This is a genomic window from Phyllobacterium sp. GQ127, assembly GCF_059758635.1.
In genome coordinates, this window is sequence record NZ_JCAXDZ010000002.1 from 437,560 (window position 1) to 454,689 (window position 17,130).

Sequence of the window (17,130 nt, forward strand, 5' to 3'; positions counted from 1 at the left end):
GATTCTCCCAATTGTTCATTTTAAGATTGATCGGACGGATTATCCTCGTCCCTGTTTCGGTTCTGGTTTTTATATGGGGCGGATTTGCCCTTTGGTATCAGCTTCCCTTTGGCGTTTTCGGCACCATCGGCTGTCTTACAGTCTGGATAGCGATTGCCTTTTCCGTGCTTTGGCTGGAAATAAAGGGCCGGTCATTTAGGGCATTGATCGTTCTTGTGCCAATATTGCTTGGACTGCTCTATTGGTGGAGCACGATTACACCATCGCTCACGCGCATCTGGGCTGACGATGTTGCACAGACGGTCACCGGAACTTTGTCAGGCAATCAGGTCACCTTGTCCAATGTGCGCAACTTCGAATGGAGAACGCGCGAGGATTTCACGCCGCGCTGGGAAGTGCGCACGTATAATATGGAAGATCTGGCATCGGTCGATGTATTCCTTTCCTATTGGTCCAATCCCGCCATCGCGCATACGCTTGTCAGTTTTGGCTTTAATAATGGCGAGCATGTTGTCTTTTCTGCTGAAATCCGGAAGGAGCGGCACGAAGCGTTTTCTGAGATCGGCGGTTTTTTCAAAGAATTTGAACTGGCAATGATCGCAGCCGACGAACGCGATATCGTTCGGTTGCGCACCAATATACGCAAGGAAGATGTGTATCGTTATCGTATCAATATGAAGCCGGAGATGCGCCAGGCATTGTTCCTGTCCTATGTCGACAATGCCAATCGCCTGGCGGAAAAAGCCAGCTTCTACAATACCGTCACCGCGAATTGCACGACGGTTATTTTTGATATGATACGAGCCATCACGCCGGATATTCCCATTGATTATCGGGTCGTTTTCTCCGGTTATCTGCCAAGCTATCTTTATGATCTTGGCGCGATAGATAATCAGAAGCCTTTAAGTGAGGTGGAAAAGTCTGCCTTGATCAATCAGCGCGCGATAAATGCAGACGCGTCACCTGATTTTTCGGCAAGAATACGCAGCGATTAACGGCACTAGAGCCGCTTTGCCTTGAAAAACTCTTTTAGCAGAGCTTCTGACTCGGCTTCGCCAAAACCAGAATAGACTTCCGGGGCGTGATGGCAGGTTGGTTGCGTGAAGAAGCGAGCCCCGTTTTCGACGCCGCCACCTTTTATATCCTGTGCGCCATAATAAAGTCGGCGAATTCGAGCAAAGGAAACTGCGGCAGCGCACATGGTGCAAGGCTCAAGGGTAACGAAGAGGTCGCATCCGGTCAGGCGCTCATCTGCAAGGATCTGGCAAGCTTCCCGGATGGCCAGAACTTCGGCATGTGCAGTCGGGTCATTAAGTTCTCGGGTCCGGTTGCCAGCTGCCGAAATAACAGCCCCGTCTTTGACCAAGACGGCTCCAATTGGTACCTCTCCTCGGGCCGCAGCCGCGTGTGCTTGTGCCAAAGCCAGGCTCATAGGATCAGTTTTTTGGTTCACGGGCGGCTCATCATCCAGAATTTACTCGCAAGCACACTCCATAGCTGGTAGTGAGCCCTGCTGAAAGGCAAACATTCCATGACAAGCTCAAATGATGACGGCAAGGGCGGCAAACGCCCCTTTGAAAAGCGCAGTTTCGACAAGCGCGGTAATGATGGTCCCAAAGGACCCCGCAAGTTCGACAATGCTGCTCCGGCAAAGCGCGGTTTTGAACCGCGTAAAGAAGAAGCGCCGCTCGAAGAGGGCGAGCGCATAGCCAAGCGTTTGGCACGCGCGGGAATAGCATCCCGCCGCGAAGCCGAAACGATGATTGCGGCGGGCCGTGTTTCCGTCAATGGCAAGCGACTTTCCAGTCCCGCTATAAACGTCATGCGCAGTGATCGCATCGAGGTTGATGGAAAACCATTGCCTGAAAAAGAGCGGACGCGCTTGTGGCTTTACCACAAGCCAGCTGGTCTTGTGACGACCAATCGCGATCCCGAAGGCCGACAGACCGTTTTCGAATCCTTGCCGAAAGATATGCCGCGCGTTTTGTCCGTTGGCCGTCTCGACATCAACACCGAAGGGCTGCTTTTGCTCACGAATGACGGTGGCTTGTCGCGTGCTTTGGAATTGCCTTCTACGGGTTGGCTTCGCCGTTACCGCGTTCGGGCTCATGGCAGTGTCACTCAGGAAAAGCTTGATACATTGAAGGATGGCATTGCTGTTGACGGCGTCTTCTATGGTGCAATTGAGGCCCATCTGGAACGTGAGCAGGGCTCTAACGTCTGGATCATGATGGGACTTCGTGAGGGCAAGAACCGCGAAGTCAAGAACGTCCTGGGTGCGTTGGGTCTGTCTGTTAATCGGCTCATTCGTATTTCCTATGGTCCATTCCAGTTGAGCGATTTGCCGGAAGGTTCTGTTCGCGAAATGAATGGCCGCACGCTTCGCGACCAGCTTGGCGAACGCCTGATCGAAGAATCCGGCGCTGATTTTGATGCGCCGATCATCAATGTATTCTCGAATGATGCCGTGAAAGGCGAAGCTGTTCAGCAGCCCGCCGAACGTCCGGCTCCGGCACGCCGCTCGGAGTGGATTTCCAGCGCACCGGTAGAAAAACGACACGCGCCTCGTAAATCCAAGGATGAACAGCGCGAAGAAAACCTTTCCCGCTGGTCGACAGATCGTACTGACCGCCCAGCCACACCGCGAACCGGTCGTGACGAACGGCCTGCACGTGGACCACGCGAAGAGCGCCCAACTCGCGCGGCTAGTGACAACGATCAGAAGCCGCGCGGCATTAGCTCGAAAGCGGATCGGGAGCGCAAGGAAGACGAGGCTATGGCACCGCGCAGTTCGCGTTCCGCGAATGTGTGGATGGCTCCGGGTGCCCGTCCCATGGGCAGTGCGAGGGCAAAGGCGGTAGAATCGCGTGAAGCAAGAAATCGCGCGGAAAGCGCAAGGTCGGAAAGACCGGCACGTGCTGGCGAAGGCGCGAGCCGGCCAGCTCGGGGCTCTGATCGTCCGGCCTCGGATCGTCCTCGGGAAGACCGTGAAAGGCCAGGTGCTCGCGCGCCGGGGGGGTATTCCGGCGACAAGCCGCGCAGTTATTCTCCGCGTCCACCGCGTGAAGGCGGCGATAATGCGGAGCGTCCGAAGCGTTCATTCGGCTCAGACCGTCCAGAAGGTTCCCGCAATGCACCGCGTCCCCCACGGGTTGGCAAGCGCGAGCGTGCGGAACTCAAGGAACGTGAAGCACGCGGCGACGCGCCGGCACAAGGTGACCGTCCAAACCGCTCGGAACGCCCCTATGGTGCAAGCGGCAAGCCAACGCGCGCGCCCGGCAGGCAGGATGGCCGCAGCGGCGACCGCCCCTATGGTGGACCGAAAGCCGCACCCAGGGGTGCACCGCGTAGCGGCCCTGGTGGCGGAAGCAGGCCACCACGCGGCGGCAAGCCTAAAAGCTAAGGCCTCATATGCGGATTGTTGGCGGAAAATTTCGCGGACGCAGCTTGGCGACCCCAGAAACAAACGCGATCCGGCCGACAACGGACCGGACGCGTGAAAGCCTTTTCAATGTACTGGCGCATAACTACCCGGAAAAGTTCGAGTCCACGCGTGTGCTCGACCTATTTGCCGGCACAGGCGCTTTGGGACTGGAGGCTATGTCTCGCGGCGCACGCTATGGAATCTTCATTGAAGAATCTGCGCAAGGGCGTGGTTTGATTCGTACGAATATTGAGGCGTTTGGACTTAACGGAAACACCAAAGTGTTCAGCCGTGATGCAACCAAGCTTGGCGATGCAGGCAATGTCGAGCCCTTTGACCTGGTCTTTGCTGATCCGCCCTATGGCAAAGGTTTGGGCGAGCGTGCATTCAAGGCCGCTCTTGATGGCGGGTGGTTAAAGCCGGACGCGTTGCTGATCCTCGAAGAAGAAGCTGAAGCTGTCATTGCTTTTGACGCCCGCTTTGAAATCATCGAAGAGCGTTCTTACGGCGGAACAATCATAAGGCTTGTCACATTGAAGTCGTAATAGCTTGGGAAGTCCATCATTGCAGTGTCTGCAAAACAGAATTGGATTGATCTGAATGCTTCTTGCTCAAGGCCGCCTTGTTGCGGCATTTGTCTTGTCGGGCGTGGTTTTCGCCTCGTTTTCAACCCTTCCAGTGCGAGCGGAAACAAAGACTGCAACATTGGTTGCAGCCAACGCCTCGATCAAGAATGATGTCAGCTCGTTCCATCTCGAAAATGGGCTGGAAGTTGTTGTTATTCCCGACCACCGTGCCCCCGTTGTCACGCACATGCTGTGGTATCATGTCGGATCTGCCGACGAGGAGCCGGGAAAATCTGGTATTGCCCACTTCTTCGAGCATTTGATGTTCAAGGCGACCAAGACCTATCCGGCCGGTGAGTTCTCGCGCAAGGTTGCCGAGATTGGCGGACAGGAAAACGCGTTCACATCCTACGATTATACGGCCTTCTACCAGCAGCTCGCTCCACAGGCGCTGGAAATGGCTATGACCTATGAAGCTGACCGGATGGAAAATCTCATCCTGAACGATGAAGTGGTCAAGACGGAACGGGATGTCGTTCTGGAAGAGCGCCGATCGCGCGTTGATAGCAATCCGTCTTCATTGCTCTCGGAAGAAGTGAATGCCACGCTTTATCAGAACCATCCATATCGGATGCCGGTAATCGGCTGGCTGCATGAGATGGAGAAGCTCAATCTGACAGATGCTCTGGCCTTCTATCAAAAATATTACACACCCAATAATGCGACGCTTGTTGTATCTGGTGACGTAGACAGCGCTACCGTTAAGGCACTTGCGGAAAAGACCTATGGCAAGGTTCCACGGCGGGCAGAGCCCGGCAAGCGCGAGCGTCCGCAGGAACCTGAACAGAATACCAAACGTACGGTTTCGCTGGCCGACCCGCGTGTTTCTCAACCCAGCTTCCAGAAGATGTGGCTTGCCCCGTCCTATACCAATGCAAAACCCGGCGAAGCAGAGGCACTTGATCTGCTCAGCGAAATTCTGGGTGGCTCTGCGCGCAGCCGTATCTACCAGACACTGGTGGTCAAGGATGGCTCAGCGGCAAGCGCTGGCGCATATTATCAGGGCTCTTCGCTCGATGATGGCAGTTTTGGCGTTTATGGGTCGCCCCGTGGCGATGCCACATTAAAAGATGTCGAAAATGGCATCGATGCGCAGGTTGCCCGGATTATCAAGGATGGCGTTACTGAAGACGAACTGGAAAAAGCCAGAAACCGCTTTTTGAAAAGCGTTATTTTCGCGCGAGACAGTCAAACCGGTATGGCTCGCATTTACGGCTCGACACTATCTACGGGCCAAACCATCAAAGACATCGAAGAGTGGCCGGATCGCATAAAGGCGGTGAAAGTTCAGGATATCCAGGACGTGGCCAAGCGATATCTCGTCGATAGCCGTTCAGTCACGAGCTATCTGATGCCGGAAGCGGGCACGCCCGATAAAAAAACCGAAAACCAGACGCAGAATGCAGGCGAGGGTGAAGCACCAGCGCAGGGAGTTGTCCAATGAGTGCATCCATCATGAAGCGATTTGCCGCTGCGTTTGTGCTCGCCGCCATTACCATCGCGCCTGCCTATGCCGTCGAAATCAAGGAAGTAGTATCGCCCAAAGGCATTCGGGCATGGCTGGTGCAGGACGATTTCGTCCCGCTCATCTCCATGCGCTTTTCGTTCAAAGGCGGTTCTGCGCAAGACCCATCAGGTAAGGATGGGATAGCCAATCTGATGACCGGCCTTTTTGACGAAGGCGCGGGCGATCTGGATTCCGAAAAATTTCAGCAGCAGCTCGATGATGTCGGTGCTGAAATGAGTTTCAGCGCCGATGATGATGCGATCTCCGGCACAGTACGTATGCTTTCGGACAGACGTGATGCTGCTGTCGACTTGCTTGCTCTCGCTGTCAATAAGCCACGCTTCGATCAAGCTCCTATTGACCGTATTCGCCAGCAGGTTGTGGCTGGAATAAAGGCGTCCGAGCGCGATCCCAACACTATAGCAGGGCGCAAATTTGCTGAAGCCCTCTATGGTTCGCATCCCTATGGCCGTCAGTCGGAAGGTAAAGTGGAGACGCTGGGCACTATAACGCATGATGATCTTGCCACGTTCCACAAACGCAATTTTGCCCGCGATAATCTGATTGTTGCAGCGGTCGGCTCCATCAGCCCTGAGGATTTCGCTGCTTTGCTGGACAAGGTATTTGGCGATCTTCCTGAGAAGGCACAGCTTGAACCCGTCAGCGACGCAAAGCTGGGCTTGGATCGAACCACGCGGGTGGATTATGTCTTGCCCCAGACGTCAATCTCAATGGTTTATCCGGGCGTCCGCCGTCAGGATCCGGACTTTTTTCCGGTTTTCATCATGAACCACATTCTGGGTGGCGGCACATTCTCTTCACGTATCTACAATGAAGTTCGTGAAAAGCGTGGCCTTGCCTATTCCGCGGGTTCGACCCTTGCGACCAAAGACCATATGTCCGCGCTGATAATCTCGACCGCGACACGTGCTGATCGGTCTAATGAGACTTTGCAAATTCTGAAAGATGAGGTTGCGCGCATGGCCAAGGATGGGCCGACAGAAGAAGAACTGGTTGAGGCGAAGAAGTATCTGGTTGGCTCTTATGCCGTAAACAATCTGGATTCATCGTCAGCGGTGGCCAGCACTCTTGTCGGTTTGCAGGATCAAAAGCTTGGTCGTGATTATATCGACAGACGCGCTGATCTTATCAACTCGGTAACGCTTGAGCAGGTCAAGGCTGCGGCACAAAAACTGCTGTTGACGAGCCCTGCCGTGTTGATCGTCGGGCCGCCGCAATCCTGAGTTTATTCAGCCGGCGTTGGCACAGGTTTGGCGTCGATCTCCTCGTCCGGAACAGTGTCTATACGTTGAGCCTCGCGTGTTGGCTTGACCAAAGGCTCAGGTGTTACCGGTCGTGTGAGAAGAAGATCATTACCGGCAGACAGACCTTCTGCCGCCTGCAGGTGTAGCCTGTCCTCATCGCGTTGGCGAATGTCCTGCACTATTTCGTAGGCAAGATCTTCGCTAACGCCGAGTTCCTCAAGCGCTCGCCGCCCGAACACCAGGCCGGATTCAAAGGTTTCACGCAGCTCATAATGGACGCCGCGAGCGCGTAGCTTCAGCGTATGTACGCGATCGTAAGATCGTACAAAAAGCTTTATATCCGGATACTCGGCCTGAATCATTTCAACAATCTGGTTTGTCGTTTCTTTCTTATGCGTGGTGACTGCCACAATCTTGGCCCGTCTTATACCGGCAGCTTCCAGCACTTCCTTTCGGGTTCCATCGCCGAAATAGATGCGGAATCCGAATTTGCTCGCCGCGCGTATACGGTCGGCTGAGGCATCGATAACAGTAACGTCGCTGCCGCCCGCCAGAAGAATTTGCGCTGCAATCTGCCCATAGCGCGAGAAGCCGATCATCATGACGTCGGCACCAGCCCCGTCAAAGTCCTCGTCAATCTCATCCTTCTTGTTGTGATCGACCAGAAAACGATTCCCAAGGGCAACCGATAAAGGCATCGCCGCCATGGAAAGCGTTGTTACCGCAACGAGTTCTGAGGCAGCCGAACCGGTCATAAGGCCTGCGGCAGCTGCTGCCGAAAACAAGACGAAACCAAACTCACCGCCTTGTGGCAGGAAAAACGCGACACGGATCGCATCATTGTGATTGTTGCGGAATATCCGGGCGAGCAGGTAAACTACCAAAGCTTTGATTGCCATGAAAACCGGTACAGCCAAAAGAATTGCCTGCCAATTTTGCAAAATGACATCAAGGTCGAGAGACAGGCCGACAGCCATGAAGAAAAGGCCGAGGAACACGCCGCGAAAGGGTTCGATATCGGCTTCAAGCTCATGGCGATAGGAAGATTCAGCCAAGAGTACACCGGCAATGAATGCACCCATAGCCATTGATAGACCGGCAAATTGCATCAGCGTCGCCGCCCCCAGAACCACGAACAAGGCTGCTGCGATCATGACTTCGCGTGCGCCGGTATTGGCAATAAACCGGAAAAGTGGATTAAGCAGATAGCGACCAACGGCAATGATCGCTCCAACGCAGATAACGGCGATGAGAAATTTGCCCAGCGGATCTGCCTCATGCGTTGCTGAGCCCGGTGCAAGGACAGGCACCATGGCCAAAAGCGGGACGATTGCCAGGTCCTGAAACAGCAAAATTGCAAATGATGTCTGTCCGTGAGGCATGGTCGTTTCGCCGCGCTCTTCCAGAATCTGCATGGCAAAGGCTGTCGATGAGAGGGCAAGGCCAAATCCCGTGATCAAGGCGGCCTGCCAATTCATAAGGGCAAGCGCAACGATCAAGCCGGTCAAAAGAGCGCCGGTAACGATTACCTGCGCTGCGCCGAGACCAAAAATTGCATGTCGCAATGTCCAAAGACGAGATGGCTTGAGTTCAAGGCCGATGACGAAAAGCAGGAAAACCACGCCGAGTTCTGAAAAGTGAAGGACCTGTTCGCCATCCGTGATCAGATTGGCAAGGGGGCCTATCAGCAGCCCGGCGGCAAGGTAGCCAAGCACGGTCCCCAGACCGAGACGCTTGAAAAGCGGGGCCGCAATAATCGCCCCTGCAAGAAGTGCAAGTGCCTGATAGTAGAGGTTGCCGCTCTGTGAAAGCATGTGCTCGTGATCCGGACCTTAAAAAATGTTGCGCGCGTTTGCCTTGATAGACCCTGATTTGCACCATATAGGGTGGAGTACATCGTCTGGCTTTGTCAGATAAGTCCTCGCATCCTCTCATGCAATCAACCTTAGAGATGAATATGGTCGAGCCGGTAAATTCCCGCGAATTTGTAGACAGTGCCACAGCGTTGGTAGAGGCCGCAAGGCGTGCTGGTGCTGATGCGGCAGATGCCGTTGTGGTGCGCTCCCGCTCGACTGGCGTTAACGTGCGGTTGGGCAAAGTGGAGTCGACCGAATCTTCGGAAAGTGACGAATTTTCGTTGCGGGTCTTTGTCGGCCGCAAGATCGCGAGCATTTCCGCAAATACGGGCTCTGATCCCAAGATTCTGGCTGAACGAGCTGTCGCAATGGCCAAGGTTTCGCCGGATGATGCCTACGAAGGATTAGCGGCAACAGAACAGCTCGTGCGCAATATTCGTGATCTTGAGCTCTACGATCCAACCAATGTCGATGCCGCACAATTGACTGAAGCTGCACTTGCGGCAGAGGAAGCAGCGCTCAGCGTCGAAGGCATTACCAATTCTGGCGGTGGCTCGGCATCTGCCGGCATGGGCGGGTTGGTTCTGGTCACTTCGGGAGGGTTTGCCGGGTATTATAATGGCTCACGTTTTTCACGTTCGGTGAGTGCTATCGCAGGCACTGGAACCGCGATGGAACGCGACTATGATTTCTCGTCGCGTATTTATTATGGTGAGCTGGAAGATGCTGCCGCTATCGGACGTTCCGCTGGCGCGCGCGCTGTCAAGCGGCTGAATGCACGTCAGGCGCAGACGGGGCGCGTCAATGTCGTCTACGATCCGCGCGTGGCGCGTGGCATTGCCTCGCATTTGGCGAGCGCCATCAACGGAGCATCGGTTGCCCGCAAAACCAGCTTTCTAAAAGATCGCATGGGAGAGAAAATTCTCAGCGATGCTATTTATGTCTCTGATGATCCATTGCGGGTGCGGGGCTCTGGATCTCGCCCTTTCGACGGCGAAGGCCTTGAGGGCGTTCCATTGAACATGGTTGAAAATGGGGTGCTGAAGCACTGGTTGCTCTCCACGTCTACAGCCAAGGAATTGGGTTTGACCACGAACGGGCGCGGCACACGCTCGGGCTCGACTGTCGTGCCGTCATCTACCAATTTTGCTATCGAGCCTGGCGAAAAAACGCCGGACGAATTAATCCGCGCCGTTGGCACAGGGTTTTATGTCACGGAACTGTTTGGGCAGGGTGTTGACATGATAACCGGCCAATATAGCCGTGGCGCTAGCGGATACTGGATTGAAAACGGTGAGCTGTCTTACCCGGTAAGCGAGGTAACACTGGCATCGAATTTGAAAGAAATGTTCCTTAATTTAACGGTAGCCAATGATATTGATCGCAATTTCAGCGTTGCCAGCCCAACGCTCCTTATAGAAGGCATGACTCTTGCCGGAAAATGACCAAAACAGAGCAGATCTTGACCTGATTCGTGAGGCAGCAATAGGCGCTGGCCGCGTAGCCCTGTCCTTTTATGGGCAATCGCCCCAGATATGGCTCAAGACCGGTAATTCCCCTGTTACCGAAGCGGATCTTGCCGCGGATAAATATCTCAAGGATGTGCTGCTGACCGCACGGCCTGATTATGGCTGGATATCTGAAGAGACGCTTGATGAGCGTATAGATTCACCCAGGCAACGCTTTTTCGTTGTCGATCCAATAGATGGAACCCGTGCTTTCATAGAAGGTGTTGATGTTTGGTGCGTCAGTGTCGCCGTCATTGAGAATGGCCGTCCGGTGGCGGGCGTTCTTGAGTGTCCGGCTCGTCATGAGACGATAAGTGCCTTGCCGGGTGAGGGCGCTGATCAGAACGGCAGTCCCATCCATGCCCAGGCGGAAAGCCGGCCATTCAAAGTTGCTGCGCCGGGAGGATTTCTCAATAAGCTGCCGGAATCATTTCTTGGCTCTATTGAACGCGCCCCTCATATAGCGTCGCTTGCCTATAGGCTGGCGATGGTAGCGCGGGGCGACCTTGCTGGGACCTTCGTAAGACCGAACTCCCATGATTGGGATCTGGCGGCTGCCGATCTCATTTTGTCTGAAGCGGGCGGCAATGTCTTGACAGCAAAAGGCAAAGCACTCACCTACGGTCTGCGCAATACTCAAAGAGGCGATTACCGGCACGGCGCTTTGGTTGCGGCAAGTGGTCTACTAATGGATAACATGCTGAACATTGTAGCGGACACTGCCTTCGGTTAAACAGACTGACATCTTCCAATCTGGCAAATCATCTGGATAATAATTATGAGCGAAGAAACCTCGGATACAAAACAACTGCTGCATCTGGTTTTCGGCGGGGAGCTTAAGAAGTTAGGCGGCGTCGAGTTCCGCGATCTCGACAATCTCGATATTGTCGGAATTTATCCGAACTTCGAAACCGCACAGCGCGCCTGGAAATCCAAAGCACAGCAAACAGTCGATAATGCGCATATGCGTTATTTCATCGTCCATATGCACAAGCTGCTTGATCCGGTAACGGGCAAATCAGGTTGATCGTGTGACACGACAAAACGATGAAATGCCGACCAGCGAAATTATGTTAGCTTCCAAATCTTCGCCTAAGAAGAAAAACGGGTTGCTGAAGCGGTTCTGGCGTTCTGTCCGTGGTCCTTTGGCAAATTCGCCGGTTGTGCGGACGATGATAGTTTGGCTTATTACCCAGTTTTTCCGGCTGGTGAATGCTACAAATCCTCGGCTCGCCGGTTCGTCTGATGTCGAAGATATGAAGCGTGGCGGCGAACCTTTTATTGCGGTTGCATGGCACGGCCAGCATTTGATGGCACCGTTTCTCATGCCCCGCAATGTCCGGTTTGTTGCAATGTTTTCGCGCAGCAAGGATGCCGAATTGAACGCGCGCGTCGCTGAAAGTTTCGGTGTTGAGATCATTCGCGGTTCAGGCGGTAGGGACCGCGCAAAGGGGGCTGAAAAAGGCGGTGCACGTGCATTGCTTGCCCTAAAAAAGGCATTGAAGGATGGCAAGACTGCTGCAATGATTGCTGATATCCCCCATGGTACGCCTCGCCAATCAGGCATAGGCGTTATTCTGCTTGCAAAATTATCGGGCCGTCCAATTCTCCCAATTTGCTACCTGACCTCGCGACGGAAAGTTCTTGAAAAGAGTTGGGATAAGACAACTGTTCCATTGCCTTTCGGCAAGTCAGGACTGATTGTCGGAGATCCGATTTTCGTTCCCCAGGATGCTGATGATGCCATGCTTGAAGCTAAGCGCGTTGAACTGACGGACAGCCTGAATGCGAATACGCTTCGTGTTCATACACTGGTGGATGGCGCGATATGAGTGAGAAGTGGGCCAGATTGGCACTCAGCACCTACCGGTGGGCGGGTGCTATAATTTTCCCCGTAGTGGGAGCCTATGTTGCTTTCCGTGCGAGCAAGGGCAAGGAAGAGCGCGGTCGTCAAGGCGAGCGTTATGGTGTTGCCAGCGTGGCTCGACCCTCTGGACCATTGGTCTGGGTTCATGCCGCCAGCGTTGGCGAAACATCGGCTGTCACGCCATTGGTCGAAGCAATCGTCGAAATGGGCATCCATGTCGTCTTGACCACCGGCACGGTGACTTCGGCGAAAATGGTTCAGGATCGTCTTGGGGATCGTGTCATTCACCAGTATGTGCCACTTGATCTCAAGCCTGCGGTTGATCGTTTCCTGACCCACTGGCAGCCTGATCTTGCGGTAATATGCGAGTCTGAAATATGGCCGATGACGATCCTCGAGCTTGGAACAAGGCGTGTGCCGCAGGTTCTCGTTAATGGACGCCTGTCGGACCGTTCCTTCGCGGCGTGGAACAAGCGTGCATCGATCGCAGAGGCGTTGTTTGAAAATCTCGCTCACGTTGTCGCGCAGTCAGATGTTGATGGTGAGCGGTTCCGTACGCTTGGCGCACGACCGGTGACAGTATCAGGCAATTTGAAGGTTGATACGGCCGTTCCGCCGGTGGACAATTCGCAATTGGTCGCACTTCAAAAGATGATCGGCCCGCGCAAGACATGGGCTGCCATCTCTACGCATCAGGGCGAAGAGGAAATCGTCGCTCAGGTGCATCAAATGCTCAAGGCCCGGCATCGCGACTTACTGACGATCCTGGTGCCCCGGCATCCGGATCGCGCTGCTGAGGTAGCAGCTCTGATAGAAACGATGGGAATGAAGGTTGCATTGCGCAGCCGAAATGATCCGATCGATGCGGACACAGATATATTCATAGGCGATACAATCGGCGATATGGGTCTTTATCTGCGGATGGCAGAGATTGCCTTCGTCGGCCGCTCACTGACTGCGCAAGGTGGCCAAAATCCTCTTGAACCGGCTATGCTGAAATCGGCCATTCTCTCGGGTCGCAATGTGCAGAATTTCCGTGACTCCTATCAACGCTTGATCAAAAATGGCGCTGCCAAACTTGTACGCGACAAGGATATGCTGGCAGGGGCGGTAAACTACCTGTTCAACAATCCGGCAGAACGGCAGATTATGATTGATGCGGGGCTGAAGACAGTCGAGGACATGCGCGGATCACTGTCGCGAACCATGACAGCCCTTGAGCCCTATTTGCAGCCTTTGGTGCTGCAGGCTCGACTCTCCAATCGCGAAAGCGCTTGGAAATGACGTCAGAAGCGCCTCCATTCTGGTGGGAAAAGCCGGATTGGCGTGCGCGAGCCTTGAGTCCTCTTGCCAACATATACGGCGCAGTTGCCGGTCGCCGTCTTCGGCGCGCCAAGCCGCCATCCGTCTCTGTTCCGGTGCTATGCGTCGGTAATTTTACTGTTGGCGGTGCGGGCAAGACACCAACATCGATTGCTCTGGCCAAAGCAGCGACCTCAATGGGCCTGAAGCCAGGAATTGTATCGCGTGGCTATGGCGGTGCATTTTCCGGCTTGCACAAAGTCGACCCGGATAAAGACAGCGCGCGCCATGTTGGCGATGAGCCGATTCTGCTGGCGCGTCATGCACCCGTTGTCGTGTGCGCCGACCGCGTGGCTGGCGCGAAAGCGCTTATCGCGTCGGGTTGTGATTTCATCATCATGGATGATGGTTTTCAGAGTGCCCGCCTGCATTTTGACTATGCGCTTATGGTGGTCGATGCGGGCCGGGGAATTGGCAACGGGAAAGTCCTGCCTGCCGGGCCGCTACGAGCACCGCTCACGGACCAATTGGTCCGAACCGATGCCTTGCTCAGAATAGGCACTGCCAGCGGTGCCGACCAGCTTGTTCGCAGCGCTGCGAGGGCGGCAAAACCGATTTATGAGTCTGTGCTTCAACCACAAAACATTGCGCAGATAAGCCAGGGGCGCTTATTGGCTTTTGCTGGCATCGGCGATCCGTCCAAGTTTTTCAGGACCTTGCACGAAGCCGGACTAGATGTGGCACAGACCAAATCCTTTCCAGATCACCATCCCTATACGGATGAGGACGCTGCTGATTTGATGAAGGACGCAGCCAAAGACCAGCTTACCTTGATCACGACCGCAAAGGATCATGTCAGATTGTTTGACGGAAGTGCTGTGACCAAGGAATTGGCGAGGCAAACACTCGTTCTGGATGTGGAACTTCTTTTCAGCCATCCGCAAACCGCGCATAATATTATTCGCGATACAAGGGAACGCGCCAAGGCGCGCATCCTTAAAACTCTATAGATAGTTGCGCGTTCTGACCCTTGGCGGTGCTTCTCTTACGGGTATGTCGAGATTACGTCCGGTCGTTTGACTATATTGTCGATCATTGGTGAACGTTACCCTGCCATATTGGCGCATTTCAACGGCAAGCGAAATGCGGGGAGCGGCATGACTCGCGGGAATCTCTATCTCATAGGCAATCGGGAAATAGCCATTGCGATTCAGGGTAAAGCTTGTCGCGCCGATCTTTGGCATGGAACCTGTTACGCCACCTGTCGCATCATAAGCCGTTATGAAAACAACGGTGCTTGCACCAAGCCGGGCATAAGGCGGTCCCTGCAAATAACCGCGAATAGTCTTGGTTGGTCCGCTATAGGTCGGCGGCTCCTTGCTGGTGGCACAACCGCTAATGGTAAGGCCAATGCCGATGAGCGAAAGCAGAAGGGTTCGACGATTATACACGCTCAAGCCTTATTCCGCTGACGCAGGTCAGGATTTTTCTGCAATTCCCGATTGAAAGAAGTATGTGCGTCCACATAGGGCTCCTGTCGCGCGACGCTCCAGTACCTCAATTCATCAATAGCAATCTTTTCCCCAGTGACGGCGCACAGGACATAGGCCCCCGGAGACAGGACTTGAAAGTCACCGTCTAGATAGCGAATTTTGGCTTCGCGAGAGCCGGGGCCTTCAAATCGGTTCATTGCATTTATTCCAGTTCGTTCATTTACCGCTATTTACGGCTTTGCGACTTTCGCGGTCAAGGTCTGCCTGAATGGTTCCATAGAATGGAAAACGCTTTAGCGCCGGCCAAACAGCCGTTCAATATCCGTCAACTTCAGTTCAATATAGGTCGGGCGTCCGTGGTTGCACGTACCTGAACCCGGCGTTGCCTCCATTTGACGAAGTAACGCATTCATCTCGTCGGGCTTAAGCCGCCGTCCAGCCCTGACTGAACCGTGACACGCCATGGTAGCAGCCACGTGGTCGAGTATGGCTTTCAAGCCATCCGACGTGTCGTGTTCTGCAATCTCATCTGCAAGGTCTCGCACCAGCTTTTGCGTATCGATCTCGCCCAGCATGGAGGGGGTTTCGCGAACGGCGACAGCACCAGGGCCGAAAGCTTCCAGACCAAGCCCGAAGCGTTGCAGCGTTTCAGCATGGGCAACAAGCCGCCCCACATCTTCCTCGGGAAGATCGACAATCTCCGGGATAAGCAGCATCTGCGCCGCCAAAGGACGTGAGTGCAGAGCGCTTTTTAAAGCCTCATAGACGAGACGTTCATGCGCTGCATGCTGGTCAACAATAACGAGGCTGTCGTCAGTTTGTGAGACGATATAATTTGCGTGAACCTGTGCCCGGGCAGCGCCGAGCGGCATGGCAAGCAATTCTGGCGAAGCACTGATCGTGCTGGCGCGGGCATCAGCGCTTAGAGCGGCAGCGCCATCATAGAGGAATTCCTGCACGGTTTCAGCAAACCCGTTGCCGTGACTCGAGGCGCTGGCGACACTCTCAAAAGGACGGAACGGCGATTGCTGCACCGAATAGTTCAGATTACCGGGAGAGACAGTTTCCTTGCCCCATATTGGCGCTGTTGAGCGAGGTTCGAATCCGCCGCCAGGTCGAAAAGAGTGCAGCATGGCTTCCGCACCCGTGGTCGCCGCCCGAATACCGGATTGCCCGAGCGCTTCCCGTATTGCTCCAACTATCAAGCCGCGAACAAGACCAGGATCGCGAAATCGCACATCGGCTTTTGCTGGGTGGACATTCACATCGACGAGTTCCGGATCGAGATTGAGGAAAAGAACGACAAGGGGGTGACGGTCGCGCGACATAACATCCGCATAAGCTCCGCGAATTGCGCCCCATATCTGCTTGTCGCGAACCGGGCGGCCATTCACATAGGCGAATTGATGAAGGCTATTTGCACGATTAAAAGCAGGAATACCGGCAAAACCGCTTAGCCGAACGCCATCGCGCATTGCATCAATGCCTATGGCATTTTCTGGAAACTCTTTGCCCAACACTTGCGAGATTCGCTCCAGCATCCCCTCTGAGCCAACCCCCGTTGCGGCCATTTCAAATGGTGTCCGGTCGCTCCCGGTCATGGAAAAGCGAATATGCGGAAAGGCGATGGCAACACGTTTGACCACATCGCTGATCGCAGAGGCTTCAGCGCGGTCCGTTTTCATGAATTTGAGGCGTGCGGGTGTGGAAAAGAAAAGATCCCGCACCTCCGCGATTGTTCCGCCGTTCATGCCCGTCGGGCGCGGGCCGTCCATGCGCCCGCCATTAACGGCGATCTCAAATCCAGAATCGGCATCGGCCACACGCGACTTTAGTGACAATCGCGAAATTGAACCAATGGAAGGAAGTGCTTCGCCGCGAAAACCAAGCGCTCTGATATCGTGCACATTATCGGTCAGTTTCGACGTGCAATGGCGGGAAACCGCCAATGAAAGTTCATCGGCGGGAATGCCAGAACCATTGTCAATTATGCGGATAAGGTTCTTTCCACCGCCCGCAGTGACAATATCAATGCGTGTTGCGCCGGCATCGATTGCATTCTCAACGAGTTCTTTCACCACGCTGGCTGGCCGCTCGATAACTTCGCCCGCCGCGATCTGATTGATGATTGTTTCGGTGAGATGTTTAATGGCCATTACACAGATATAGTGGATTCGGCTGCGTATCGAAATGCGCAAATCATGCGCGTCGCTCATCATCCAAGCAAATTTTAGCAATGCCGCGATCTGGTCACCGGTGCGGATTTGATGCTAGGTCTTGTC

Annotated in this window: 16 protein-coding genes; 11 read left to right on the forward strand and 5 right to left on the reverse strand. The window is 54.4% G+C overall.

The annotated features are described in order from the left end of the window. The first annotated feature begins 11 nt into the window (after positions 1 to 11). Positions 12 to 995, forward strand: coding sequence for an Lnb N-terminal periplasmic domain-containing protein (locus AC6CHM_RS10500; protein ID WP_498173090.1), 984 nt, complete (start codon positions 12 to 14; stop codon positions 993 to 995). Positions 996 to 1,000: 5 nt separating this feature from the next. Here the strand turns inward: AC6CHM_RS10500 and AC6CHM_RS10505 are convergent, their stop codons facing one another. Continuing rightward, positions 1,001 to 1,432: a nucleoside deaminase gene (locus AC6CHM_RS10505; RefSeq protein ID WP_498173304.1), complete on the reverse strand. Its 432-nt coding sequence runs from the start codon at positions 1,430 to 1,432 to the stop codon at positions 1,001 to 1,003. A 99-nt stretch (positions 1,433 to 1,531) separates the two neighbouring features. On the opposite strand from AC6CHM_RS10505, the gene AC6CHM_RS10510 reads away from it, so the two are divergent. Genes AC6CHM_RS10510 through AC6CHM_RS10525 form a run of 4 tightly spaced genes read left to right on the forward strand, consistent with a single transcriptional unit; the run spans position 1,532 to position 6,801 of the window. Next, positions 1,532 to 3,403, forward strand: a complete 1,872-nt coding sequence (locus AC6CHM_RS10510; protein WP_498173091.1) for a pseudouridine synthase — start codon at positions 1,532 to 1,534, stop codon at positions 3,401 to 3,403. Positions 3,404 to 3,411: 8 nt separating this feature from the next. After that, positions 3,412 to 3,969, forward strand: coding sequence for a 16S rRNA (guanine(966)-N(2))-methyltransferase RsmD (gene rsmD / locus AC6CHM_RS10515; protein WP_115055205.1), 558 nt, complete (start codon positions 3,412 to 3,414; stop codon positions 3,967 to 3,969). A 55-nt stretch (positions 3,970 to 4,024) separates the two neighbouring features. Next, positions 4,025 to 5,494, forward strand: a complete 1,470-nt coding sequence (locus tag AC6CHM_RS10520) for a M16 family metallopeptidase (RefSeq protein ID WP_115055204.1) — start codon at positions 4,025 to 4,027, stop codon at positions 5,492 to 5,494. Further along, on the forward strand, positions 5,491 to 6,801 hold the full coding sequence (locus tag AC6CHM_RS10525; RefSeq protein WP_435530069.1) for a M16 family metallopeptidase: 1,311 nt from the start codon (positions 5,491 to 5,493) through the stop codon (positions 6,799 to 6,801). Before AC6CHM_RS10520 ends, AC6CHM_RS10525 begins: the two co-directional genes overlap by 4 nt. A gap of 2 nt (positions 6,802 to 6,803) precedes the next feature. Here the strand turns inward: AC6CHM_RS10525 and AC6CHM_RS10530 are convergent, their stop codons facing one another. Next, entirely contained in the window at positions 6,804 to 8,636 is a 1,833-nt protein-coding gene (locus tag AC6CHM_RS10530) for a monovalent cation:proton antiporter-2 (CPA2) family protein (protein WP_115055202.1), read from the reverse strand. Positions 8,637 to 8,779: 143 nt separating this feature from the next. Here AC6CHM_RS10530 and AC6CHM_RS10535 point away from each other — a divergent pair, with 143 nt between their 5' ends. Genes AC6CHM_RS10535 through lpxK form a run of 6 tightly spaced genes read left to right on the forward strand, consistent with a single transcriptional unit; the run spans position 8,780 to position 14,365 of the window. Then, positions 8,780 to 10,123 (forward strand): TldD/PmbA family protein, encoded by a 1,344-nt coding sequence (locus tag AC6CHM_RS10535; protein ID WP_336440546.1) that lies wholly within the window; start codon positions 8,780 to 8,782, stop codon positions 10,121 to 10,123. Further along, entirely contained in the window at positions 10,110 to 10,919 is an 810-nt protein-coding gene (locus AC6CHM_RS10540) for a 3'(2'),5'-bisphosphate nucleotidase CysQ (protein ID WP_307283013.1), read from the forward strand. Before AC6CHM_RS10535 ends, AC6CHM_RS10540 begins: the two co-directional genes overlap by 14 nt. Positions 10,920 to 10,964: 45 nt before the next feature. After that, positions 10,965 to 11,213, forward strand: a complete 249-nt coding sequence (locus AC6CHM_RS10545; RefSeq protein WP_115055200.1) for a DUF4170 domain-containing protein — start codon at positions 10,965 to 10,967, stop codon at positions 11,211 to 11,213. A gap of 43 nt (positions 11,214 to 11,256) precedes the next feature. After that, positions 11,257 to 12,018 carry a DUF374 domain-containing protein gene (locus tag AC6CHM_RS10550; RefSeq protein WP_115055271.1) on the forward strand — a complete coding sequence of 254 codons (762 nt, stop codon included), beginning with the start codon at positions 11,257 to 11,259 and terminating at the stop codon, positions 12,016 to 12,018. Further along, complete coding sequence (waaA, locus tag AC6CHM_RS10555; protein WP_354342439.1) at positions 12,015 to 13,337, forward strand: lipid IV(A) 3-deoxy-D-manno-octulosonic acid transferase; 1,323 nt, start codon at positions 12,015 to 12,017, stop codon at positions 13,335 to 13,337. Before AC6CHM_RS10550 ends, waaA begins: the two co-directional genes overlap by 4 nt. Continuing rightward, positions 13,334 to 14,365, forward strand: coding sequence for a tetraacyldisaccharide 4'-kinase (gene lpxK / locus AC6CHM_RS10560; RefSeq protein WP_354342438.1), 1,032 nt, complete (start codon positions 13,334 to 13,336; stop codon positions 14,363 to 14,365). The genes waaA and lpxK overlap by 4 nt, the downstream gene beginning before the upstream one ends. Here lpxK and AC6CHM_RS10565 read toward each other — a convergent pair. The 3 genes from AC6CHM_RS10565 to mutL all read right to left on the reverse strand — a co-directional run bounded on the left by AC6CHM_RS10565 (position 14,360) and on the right by mutL (position 17,004). Then, positions 14,360 to 14,812 (reverse strand): hypothetical protein, encoded by a 453-nt coding sequence (locus tag AC6CHM_RS10565; protein WP_336440543.1) that lies wholly within the window; start codon positions 14,810 to 14,812, stop codon positions 14,360 to 14,362. The two genes, lpxK and AC6CHM_RS10565, sit on opposite strands and share 6 nt — an antisense overlap. Then, positions 14,809 to 15,045: a DUF2093 domain-containing protein gene (locus AC6CHM_RS10570; protein WP_498173094.1), complete on the reverse strand. Its 237-nt coding sequence runs from the start codon at positions 15,043 to 15,045 to the stop codon at positions 14,809 to 14,811. The genes AC6CHM_RS10565 and AC6CHM_RS10570 overlap by 4 nt, the downstream gene beginning before the upstream one ends. 96 nt (positions 15,046 to 15,141) lie before the next feature. Next, complete coding sequence (mutL, locus tag AC6CHM_RS10575) at positions 15,142 to 17,004, reverse strand: DNA mismatch repair endonuclease MutL (RefSeq protein WP_498173095.1); 1,863 nt, start codon at positions 17,002 to 17,004, stop codon at positions 15,142 to 15,144. Between the last annotated feature and the right edge of the window lie 126 nt (positions 17,005 to 17,130).

What these genes read in the sequence shown, in the direction of transcription:
- AC6CHM_RS10505 (WP_498173304.1), bottom strand. Translation starts at nt 1,432, where the DNA reads ATGAGCCTGGCTTTGGCACAAGCACACGCGGCTGCGGCCCGAGGAGAG.
- AC6CHM_RS10510 (WP_498173091.1), top strand. Translation starts at nt 1,532, where the DNA reads ATGACAAGCTCAAATGATGACGGCAAGGGCGGCAAACGCCCCTTTGAA.
- rsmD (WP_115055205.1), top strand. Translation starts at nt 3,412, where the DNA reads ATGCGGATTGTTGGCGGAAAATTTCGCGGACGCAGCTTGGCGACCCCA.
- AC6CHM_RS10520 (WP_115055204.1), top strand. Translation starts at nt 4,025, where the DNA reads ATGCTTCTTGCTCAAGGCCGCCTTGTTGCGGCATTTGTCTTGTCGGGC.
- AC6CHM_RS10525 (WP_435530069.1), top strand. Translation starts at nt 5,491, where the DNA reads ATGAGTGCATCCATCATGAAGCGATTTGCCGCTGCGTTTGTGCTCGCC.
- AC6CHM_RS10530 (WP_115055202.1), bottom strand. Translation starts at nt 8,636, where the DNA reads ATGCTTTCACAGAGCGGCAACCTCTACTATCAGGCACTTGCACTTCTT.
- AC6CHM_RS10535 (WP_336440546.1), top strand. Translation starts at nt 8,780, where the DNA reads ATGGTCGAGCCGGTAAATTCCCGCGAATTTGTAGACAGTGCCACAGCG.
- AC6CHM_RS10545 (WP_115055200.1), top strand. Translation starts at nt 10,965, where the DNA reads ATGAGCGAAGAAACCTCGGATACAAAACAACTGCTGCATCTGGTTTTC.
- AC6CHM_RS10550 (WP_115055271.1), top strand. Translation starts at nt 11,257, where the DNA reads ATGTTAGCTTCCAAATCTTCGCCTAAGAAGAAAAACGGGTTGCTGAAG.
- waaA (WP_354342439.1), top strand. Translation starts at nt 12,015, where the DNA reads ATGAGTGAGAAGTGGGCCAGATTGGCACTCAGCACCTACCGGTGGGCG.
- lpxK (WP_354342438.1), top strand. Translation starts at nt 13,334, where the DNA reads ATGACGTCAGAAGCGCCTCCATTCTGGTGGGAAAAGCCGGATTGGCGT.
- AC6CHM_RS10570 (WP_498173094.1), bottom strand. Translation starts at nt 15,045, where the DNA reads ATGAACCGATTTGAAGGCCCCGGCTCTCGCGAAGCCAAAATTCGCTAT.
- mutL (WP_498173095.1), bottom strand. Translation starts at nt 17,004, where the DNA reads ATGGCCATTAAACATCTCACCGAAACAATCATCAATCAGATCGCGGCG.